Below are 7,482 nucleotides of genomic sequence, written 5' to 3'. Positions count from 1 at the left end.
GGTGTGCGGGCGTGGCTGATGCGTCACAGCGGGCTCCGCCCGGGAGGGCCCGGAACGCGCCGCGGCCCCGTCCGGGAGTCCCGGACGGGGCCGCGGCGCTCGGCGCCCTACCGCTGCTCGGCGCCGCCGGGCCGCGGCTCAGCGCTTGGGCCGGCCGATCAGCTGGCCGATGTTGTCCAGCAGCGGGATCTCCAGCCACGGGTTCGGCTGCGCGACCAGGGTCAGCAGCACGATCGAGGCGCCCAGGAAGGCCAGCACGATCACGTCGGTGAAGCGGCTGCGCACGGCCAGCATCCCGACCTCGGGCAGCACCAGCCGCAGCACCGCGCCGAGCAGCACGCCGGTGCCGAGGATCAGCAGCCCGTACTTGAAGCCGTCCTTGAAGTCGGCGAGCCAGGTGACCGCGAGGCCGGCGCCGACCACCGACAGGACCAGCGTTATCGGCCACTGCCGGACCGGCAGGGCGTGGTCGCGCCCGAGGGCCGGGGCGGCCCCCTCGGGCGGCAGGGTGCCGGTGGTCTTGACCGGCCGTTGCCGGGACCGCGCCGGACGCGGTTCAGTCATGCTCGCCGTCCCTCGGGGGTCAGACGCCGGCGCGGCGCTCGGCCGCCTCGACGATGTTGTTGAGCAGCATCGCGCGGGTCATCGGGCCCACGCCGCCGGGGTTCGGGGAGATCCAGCCGGCCACCTCGGCCACCCCCGGGTGCACGTCGCCGACGATCTTGCCCTCGCTGCGGCTGACGCCGACGTCCAGCACCGCGGCGCCCGCCTTGACGTCCTCCGGCTTGACCAGGTGCGGCACGCCCGCGGCGGCCACGATGATGTCGGCCTTGCGCAGGTGCGCGCCGAGGTCCCGGGTGCCGGTGTGGCACAGGGTCACGGTGGCGTTCTCGCTGCGGCGGGTCAGCAGCAGGCCGATCGAGCGGCCGACGGTGACGCCGCGGCCGACCACGACGACCTCGGCGCCGTCGATCTCGACCTCGTGCCGGCGCAGCAGCTCGACGATGCCCAGCGGGGTGCAGGGCAGCGGGCCCTCGATGCCCAGGGCCAGCCGGCCGAGCGAGGTCGGGTGCAGGCCGTCGGCGTCCTTGTCCGGGTCCATCAGCTCCAGGACCGGGTTCTGGTCCAGGCCCTTGGGCAGCGGCAGCTGGACGATGTAGCCGGTGCAGGTCGGGTCGGCGTTGAGCTCGCGGACGACGTCCTCGACGTCCTGCTGGGTGGCGGTGGCGGGCAGCTCGCGCTGGATCGAGGCGATGCCGACCTCGGCGCAGTCCTTGTGCTTGCCGTTGACGTACCAGCGGCTGCCCGGGTCGTCGCCGACCAGGACGGTGCCGAGGCCGGGCGTGACGCCCTTCGCCTTGAGGGCCGCCACGCGGGCGGCGAGTTCGGACTTGATCGCGGCGGCGGTGGCCTTGCCATCGAGAATCTGGGCAGTCATGACCCCATTCTCCCGGATCGCGGCCGCCTCCCGTACCGGGGCCGCCCCGGCGACCGGACGGGCACGGAAGGCCCGCACCACGTTGCGGTTGCGCCACAGTCTCCGCACCACGCCCACAACCGGCTGGACAGCGCGCTGCCGTCCGGTTGACGATATGCGGGCATCCCCTGCCGCGACCGGGCCCGGTGACGGGCCGACGGTCCCGCAGCAGGGCGTACCCGGGGGAAAGAGCCAGTGATCCGACCACAGCACACCGCGCAGCCAGACCGCCACGGCGCCCTCACCGCGCCGTGCCCGTCCTCGCGTTCGATCACTGGCCCGTCACAGCACTGAGCCGGCCGCGCCCGTCACCGCCGCCGGGCTGTCACCGCGCTCCGATACCGTCCCGTTCCGTCGGCGACCCGACTCGCCGGCCGCAACCGGGCCCTCCGCCGTCCCGTCCCCGCGTTCCCGCAACTGCCCGGAGGCATCCATGAGTTACCCGCCCGACCCGAACAACCCGTACGGCCAGCAGCCGCCCGCGCCGGGCTACGGCTACCCGCAGCAGGCCCCGCCGCAGCCCGCGCCGGGCTACGGCTACCCGCCCCAGGCGGCCCCCGGTTACGGCTACGCGCCGGCCGTGCCGCAGTCCATGCCGGGCCTGGTGACGACCGCCCGGGTGCTGCTGTTCATCGTGGGCGGTGTGCAGGCGATCCTCGCGCTGGTCTACCTGCTCATAGGCGCCGCCGCCAAGGACGTCACCAACACGGCCAAGGCGACCACCAGCGACAACCCGTTCACCGCGCTGGGCGACGCCGCCGCCGGCATCCTGATCGTCGTCGCGGTCCTGTTCGCGCTGTTCGCCGCGCTCTCCATCACGCTGGGCGCCAAGTTCGGCAAGGGCGGCAACAACGTCCGGATCACCACCATCGTGTACGGCTCGCTCGGCAGCCTGGTCGGCCTGCTGATCCTGGCGGGCGCCGTCAGCGCCGGCACCGCCATCGGCTATGTGATGGCCGGTCTGTGGCTGGCCATCAGCATCATCTGGATCACCGCCATGTGCACCCAGGAGGGCTCCGGCTGGTTCAACCGGCCGCGCTACTGAGCACACGGCACGACCACGACGAAGCGGCCCGGCCCCTCGACCGAGGGACCGGGCCGCTTCGTGCCGCTCAGTGGAAGAAGTGGCGGGCGCCGGTGAAGTACATCGTCACGCCGGCCTCCCGGGCCGCCTCGACGACCTGCTCGTCACGGATCGAACCGCCCGGCTGGACGATCGCCCGGACACCGGCGGCGATCAGGATCTCCGGGCCGTCCGGGAACGGGAAGAAGGCGTCCGAGGCGGCGTACGAGCCCTTGGCCCGCTCGCCGGCCCGCTCGACCGCGAGCTTGCAGGAGTCGACCCGGTTGACCTGGCCCATGCCGACGCCGACCGAGGCGCCGTCCTTGGCCAGCAGGATCGCGTTGGACTTGACGGCCCGGCAGGCCCGCCAGGCGAAGGCCAGCTCGGCCAGCTCGGCCGCGGACAGCGCCTCGCCGGCGGCCAGCGTCCAGTTCGCCGGGTCGTCGCCCTCGGCCTGCACCCGGTCCGCGTCCTGGAGCAGCACGCCGCCGGAGATCGGGCGGACCTCCTGGTGGTTGGCCGGGGCCCCGGGGGCGACCAGCACCCGCAGGTTCTTCTTCCGGGCCAGCACCTCGACCGCGCCGTCCTCGTACCCGGGGGCCACCACGACCTCGGTGAAGATCGGGGCGATCTGCTCGGCCAGCTCGACGGTGACCGGGCGGTTGACCGCGATCACGCCGCCGTACGCGGAGACCGGGTCGCACTCGTGCGCCTTGCGGTGCGCCTCGGCGACGTCGGCGCCGGTCGCGATGCCGCACGGGTTGGCGTGCTTGATGATCGCGACGGCCGGCTCGGCGTGGTCGTACGCGGCGCGGCGGGCGGCGTCGGTGTCGACGTAGTTGTTGTACGACATCTCCTTGCCGTGCAGCTGCTGGGCACCGGCCAGGCCGCCGGTGCCGTCGCTGTACAGCGCGGCGCCCTGGTGCGGGTTCTCGCCGTAGCGGAGCACGTTCTGGCGCTCCCAGGTGGCGCCCAGGAACTCGGGGAACCGCTCGTCGCTGGGGGCGTAGCCGGCCTCGAACCAGGAGGCGACGGCCACGTCGTAGGCGGCGGTGTGGGCGAACGCGGCACCGGCCAGGCGCTTGCGGGTGGCCAGGTCGAAGCCGCCCTCGCGGACGGCGGTCAGCACGTCGGCGTAGCGGGCCGGGTCGACCACGACGGCCACCGACGGGTGGTTCTTGGCGGCGGCGCGGACCATGCTCGGGCCGCCGATGTCGATCTGCTCGACGCACTCGTCCGGGGTGGCGCCCGAGGCGACGGTGGCCTTGAACGGGTAGAGGTTCACCACGACCAGGTCGAAGGGCTCGACACCGAGCTCGGCCAGCTGCGCGCGGTGCGACTCCAGGCGCAGGTCGGCGAGCACGCCGGCGTGCACGCGCGGGTGCAGCGTCTTCACGCGCCCGTCCAGGCACTCCGGGAAGCCGGTCAGCTCGGAGACCTCCGTCACCGGGACGCCGGCGGCGGCGATCCGGCCGGCGGTGGAGCCGGTGGAGACGATGGCGACCCCGGCGGCGTGCAGGCCCTGGGCCAGCTCCTCCAGACCGGTCTTGTCGTACACGCTGATCAGCGCGCGACGGATCGGACGGATGTTCTCCGAAACGGGGGGCGTGGTGGAGCTCGCGCTCATGCCGGGATCCATACCTTTCGGTCCTCGATGCGGTGACCTTCGCGGGCCAGCCGGCCCACGACGTCGACGAGCAGCTTGCGCTCGACAGTCTTGATGCGCTCGTGCAGCGCGTCGCCGCCATCGGCGTGGTCGGCGTCGAGCACCTCGACGACGCCCTGCGCGATGATCGGCCCGGTGTCCACTCCGGCGTCGACCAGGTGGACGGTGCAGCCGGTGACCCTCACCCCGTACGCGAGCGCGTCGGTGACGCCGTGGGCGCCGGGGAAGGACGGCAGCAGTGCGGGGTGGGTGTTGACGATCCGCCCCGCGAAGGCCGCGATGAACTCGGGGCCGAGGATCTTCATGAAGCCGGCCGTGACCACCAGGTCGGGCTGGTGGGCGGCGACGGAGGCGGTCAGCGCGCGGTCCCAGTCGGCCCGGTCCGCGAAGTCCTTCACCCGGTGGACGAAGGTCGGCAGGCCCGCCCGCTCGGCACGCTCCAGGCCGGCGATCCCGTCCCGGTCCGCGCCCACGGCCACGATCCCGGCGCCGTACGCCGGGTCGGCGGCGGCGTCGATCAGGGCCTGGAGGTTGGTGCCGGAGCCGGAGACCAGCACCACCAGGCGGGCCGGTCCGGGCGTACGGGGCGGGAAGAGCTGGGCGGGGGCGGCGGCCACTGCGCGATTCTCCGTAGGTCGGGCGCCGCCCGCTGGTACGTCCACCGGCGGTGGGGCCACTACGAACGGCAGGTCGAGCGAGGGGGAACACCAGGAGAACCCGCCGCGACGCGGGACCGGGGGAACCCGTGGGAGCTGCTGACCGTCACCACGATAACGGCTGGTCGGAGGCCCCCTGCACCCTCCCTCCGGCGCTACGCGCGTAGTTGAGACGGGGATCTCCTCGGGCCCTCCGCACCGGAGTTGCGGGCGACCGGCCCCGGTACGGGCAGGCCCCCGACGGGCCCTCGAACGCTTGCGGGATCATTGGGGCGGAGGAGACCGCCCCCGAGCGCGACCCTCCGCACGAGCCCCGACCGAGAAGGAACGGCTGAACCCATGAGCAGCGGCGACGACACCGACGAGCGCAACCCCTTCGCGCCGCCGCCCGCGGACGCCCCGGACCAGCCGTGGCGGCCGCGCAGCCCCTGGCCCGGCCAGGGTCCGGAGGGCGACGGCGGCCAGGCCGGCGGTCCCGGCGGCGACCGCCCGCCGCACCCCCAGCAGTGGGGACCGGGCCCCGGCGAGGGCGGGCCCGGCCGTCGCCCCCAGGGTCCGCAGCCGCCCCGGCTCGACCTGGCGAACCCGGCCCACCGCAAGGCGCGCAACGCCGCGCTGGCCGGACCGTTCGCGCTGGTCTGCCTGTTCACCGGCTTCCACTGGATCGCCCTGCTGGCCGGCGTGCTCGGCATCGTCTGGGGCGTCGGCGCGCTCCGGGCCGGGCGGACCGCGACCGCCCCGGCTCCCGCGGCGGCACCGGCCGGGGCCTACGGCCAGGCCGGCCCGTACGGTCAGACCGGCCCCGTCGGTGCCCCGGCGCCGAACCCGCTCACCCCGGCCGCGCTCGCCGGGATCCTCACCGGCGCGATGACCGTCATGGTCGCCACCTCGGTGATCGGGCTGAGCGTCCACTACCGGGACTACGTCACCTGCGTGCGGGACTCGCTCACCAACGTCGGCGCCGAGAACTGCGACCGGTACGCGCCGCAGTGGTACGTGGACTTCAGCGGGAACGCCGAGTAGCGGGAACGCGCCGAGTAGCGGGAACGCCCAGGAGCGGGAACGCCGAACGGCCGGCCCGACCGGGGTCAGTCGGCGGGGCGCCGGCCGGACAGCCTCAGCACGAGGGCGTGGGCACCGGCGCGCAGCCGCAGCGCGCTCCCGCGCGTCCGGGTCGCGAGCCGGGCGTAGGCGCCCGCGACGGACGCCGGGGCCCGGGCCAGGTCCCCGGCCGGAGCCCCGGCCAGGTCGTCGTCCAGTGCCTCGGCCGGGTCCTCGGCCGGGGCGGGGCCGAGCGCGCGGTACCGCACCAGCAGGGCGCCCGGCACCGCCACCAGGGCGAGCCAGCCCGCCGCCGCCAGGCCCGTCCACCACGGCACCGGCCCGAGCCGGGCCATCCGCTCGGCCGCCAGCGCCCCGCCGGACAGCCAGCCCAGCACCGTCGCCCCGGTGCCGAGCAGCAGCGCGGCCGCCAGGGCCGCCGTCGCCGTCGCCGCGGGCGGCCACGGTCCGCCCCCGCCCGCCGGGGAGGGCCGGCCCACAGCCGCCCGGCCCAGCAGGAGCGCGGGCACCAGCCCCGCCAACAGCGGGAGCAGCAGCGCGGCCAGCCGCCAGCCGCCCGGGCCCTCCTGGGGCAGCAGGGCGAACAGCGGGAACTCCGGCACCGCACCGAGTTCCGTCCCGCCCGGCGACACCAGCGACCCGGCGCCGACCTCGAAGCCCGGGCCCAGCGCGTAAGCGGCGCCCCACAGCACCGCGTTCGGCAGCAGCACCACGGTGACCAGCAGCAGCCCGACCAGCGCGGCGGGCCCGCCGCCGAGCAGCGCCATCCCGCGCCCGCCCCCGGCCACCGCGTCCAGCACCGCCGCCACCGCCACCAGCAGCCCGCCCGCCGCGAGCAGCCCCGCCGCGGCCGCACCCGCCGCCCGGCACACCGCGGGCGTGCCCCCGGTCGGCCGCCAGCCCGGCGGGAGCCGGTCGAACAGCGCCTCGGCATGGATCCGCGCCGCGCCCCCGGCCCCCTCCGTCCCGGCGGCTCCGCCGGACCGTGCGCCCGCCGCCGTCGCCAGCCCGGCCACCAGGCCCACCACCAGCAGGTCCGGCAGCACCCGGCTGCGGAACAGCCCGGCGCCCGCGCTGTGCAGCGCCACCACGACCGCCACCGCGCAGTACCCCGCCCAGAGCGCCAGCGGGCCGCCCCAGCGCGAGCGCAGCCCCCGCCGTGCCGCCACCCCGGCCCCCGCCCGGTACAGCCGCACCACGGCCAGGGCCCCGAGCAGCAGCGGAGTGACCGTCAGCGGGGCGTCCGCGCCGCCGCGCAGGACCGGCGCGCCGTGCCCGAGCAGCCAGAGCGCACCCGCCAACCGGGTGGCACCGGCCGCATCGGAGTCCGCGTACGGCGTCGCCACCCAGAGCCCGAGGACCGGCACCCCGACCACCGCGAGACCGACCAGCGCCGTCCGCACCCCCGCCAACAGGTCGGCCAGCGCCGGGCGTCCACCCAATTCGCCGGGCACTTCCAGGAGCGGACGGCCCATCAGCTGCGTCATGCGCCTCATGGTGCCAAGGCGACTCGCCATGCTCCGTGAACCGGCAAACCGCCGCCGTGTCCCAGATTATT

The 7,482-nt window shown here is 75.6% G+C and carries 7 protein-coding genes; 2 read left to right on the top strand and 5 right to left on the bottom strand.

Annotated elements, in window-relative coordinates:
* Positions 1-138: 138 nt before the first annotated feature.
* Together ACFXOZ_RS13560 and ACFXOZ_RS13555 are read right to left on the bottom strand one after the other, a co-directional pair.
* Complete coding sequence (locus ACFXOZ_RS13560) at positions 139-564, bottom strand: DUF3017 domain-containing protein (protein ID WP_380521176.1); 426 nt, start codon at positions 562-564, stop codon at positions 139-141.
* Positions 565-583: 19 nt separating this feature from the next.
* Positions 584-1,438, bottom strand: coding sequence for a bifunctional methylenetetrahydrofolate dehydrogenase/methenyltetrahydrofolate cyclohydrolase (locus tag ACFXOZ_RS13555; RefSeq protein WP_375882225.1), 855 nt, complete (start codon positions 1,436-1,438; stop codon positions 584-586).
* A gap of 472 nt (positions 1,439-1,910) precedes the next feature.
* Here ACFXOZ_RS13555 and ACFXOZ_RS13550 point away from each other — a divergent pair, with 472 nt between their 5' ends.
* Positions 1,911-2,522: a hypothetical protein gene (locus tag ACFXOZ_RS13550; protein WP_375882223.1), complete on the top strand. Its 612-nt coding sequence runs from the start codon at positions 1,911-1,913 to the stop codon at positions 2,520-2,522.
* Between the two features lie 67 nt (positions 2,523-2,589).
* Here the strand turns inward: ACFXOZ_RS13550 and purH are convergent, their stop codons facing one another.
* Together purH and purN are read right to left on the bottom strand one after the other, a co-directional pair.
* The gene (purH, locus tag ACFXOZ_RS13545; protein WP_375882220.1) at positions 2,590-4,167 is read right to left on the bottom strand and encodes a bifunctional phosphoribosylaminoimidazolecarboxamide formyltransferase/IMP cyclohydrolase; all 1,578 of its coding nucleotides are present in this window, start codon (positions 4,165-4,167) and stop codon (positions 2,590-2,592) included.
* Complete coding sequence (gene purN, locus ACFXOZ_RS13540; RefSeq protein ID WP_375882217.1) at positions 4,164-4,823, bottom strand: phosphoribosylglycinamide formyltransferase; 660 nt, start codon at positions 4,821-4,823, stop codon at positions 4,164-4,166. Before purN ends, purH begins: the two co-directional genes overlap by 4 nt.
* A 378-nt stretch (positions 4,824-5,201) precedes the next feature.
* Between purN and ACFXOZ_RS13535 the strand changes: the two genes are divergently transcribed.
* Complete coding sequence (locus tag ACFXOZ_RS13535) at positions 5,202-5,885, top strand: hypothetical protein (protein ID WP_380521181.1); 684 nt, start codon at positions 5,202-5,204, stop codon at positions 5,883-5,885.
* A 65-nt stretch (positions 5,886-5,950) separates the two neighbouring features.
* On the opposite strand, the gene ACFXOZ_RS13530 is transcribed toward ACFXOZ_RS13535, so the two are convergent.
* Entirely contained in the window at positions 5,951-7,411 is a 1,461-nt protein-coding gene (locus tag ACFXOZ_RS13530; RefSeq protein ID WP_380590054.1) for a DUF6350 family protein, read from the bottom strand.
* Positions 7,412-7,482 lie beyond the last annotated feature (71 nt).

The organism is Kitasatospora sp. NPDC059160 (genome assembly GCF_042755465.1).
Taxonomy (GTDB): domain Bacteria; phylum Actinomycetota; class Actinomycetes; order Streptomycetales; family Streptomycetaceae; genus Kitasatospora.
Note: the sequence above shows the minus strand (reverse complement) of the source record. Positions and strands in the feature narration are given on the sequence as shown.

Bases quoted from the DNA above. Each gene is read 5' to 3' on its own strand.
- ACFXOZ_RS13550 (WP_375882223.1), top strand. From the start codon at position 1,911: ATGAGTTACCCGCCCGACCCGAACAACCCGTACGGCCAGCAGCCGCCC.
- ACFXOZ_RS13560 (WP_380521176.1), bottom strand. From the start codon at position 564: ATGACTGAACCGCGTCCGGCGCGGTCCCGGCAACGGCCGGTCAAGACC.
- purH (WP_375882220.1), bottom strand. From the start codon at position 4,167: ATGAGCGCGAGCTCCACCACGCCCCCCGTTTCGGAGAACATCCGTCCG.
- ACFXOZ_RS13530 (WP_380590054.1), bottom strand. From the start codon at position 7,411: ATGACGCAGCTGATGGGCCGTCCGCTCCTGGAAGTGCCCGGCGAATTG.
- ACFXOZ_RS13535 (WP_380521181.1), top strand. From the start codon at position 5,202: ATGAGCAGCGGCGACGACACCGACGAGCGCAACCCCTTCGCGCCGCCG.
- ACFXOZ_RS13555 (WP_375882225.1), bottom strand. From the start codon at position 1,438: ATGACTGCCCAGATTCTCGATGGCAAGGCCACCGCCGCCGCGATCAAG.